Here is a 535-nt window from a genome sequence, read left to right on the forward strand (position 1 = left end):
AAAATGCCGGTCAAACGGCATAGATTTTACAGGAGCTGTAAAAGTAGAATCCAGAACAATCTTATCGGCCGCTACAAGCGTTGGTCTATCAGGCAAATGCTGTCCTCTTGCACAGGCAGCTAACATGATTAAACAGCAGGTAAAAAATCTATTCATATCTTCAAGTTTTTAGTATGTTTCGGCTGATACCAAAATTGAGAAGTAACTTTCGCCGGTTAAACAGGAGAAACACTGGAACTAAAAGGAGATTTCCCGGGTTGAAATACGTGAAAAACACGGTATATTGAGACCATGTTATTAGCTATGTTTGCTGTACAAATCGAATTACAATGAACAAAAAAATTCTTGTAATGCCATGTATAGCAGCTATGCTTGGTATTATTTCCTGCTCTCAGCCGGGCGACCGTTCTCCCTCCGGCGATTCCACTGCACGAGACAGCGTAACAATGGGGAGAGACTCATCTATTCAGCCGCTCAACGCCGAAAAGGAGTTTCTTTCAGGAATGGACAGGACTTCTGTTGAGGGTGTGCTTGA

The 535-nt window shown here is 42.6% G+C and carries 1 protein-coding gene; it reads left to right on the plus strand.

From position 1 onward, the window contains the following. Positions 1–329: 329 nt before the first annotated feature. Positions 330–535: hypothetical protein (locus tag ACNOHI_RS25500; RefSeq protein WP_420477519.1), on the plus strand; the 206-nt coding region annotated here is incomplete at its 3' end.

It is taken from the genome of Noviherbaspirillum sp. ST9 (assembly GCF_048799745.1).
Lineage (GTDB): Bacteria > Pseudomonadota > Gammaproteobacteria > Burkholderiales > Burkholderiaceae_D > Noviherbaspirillum.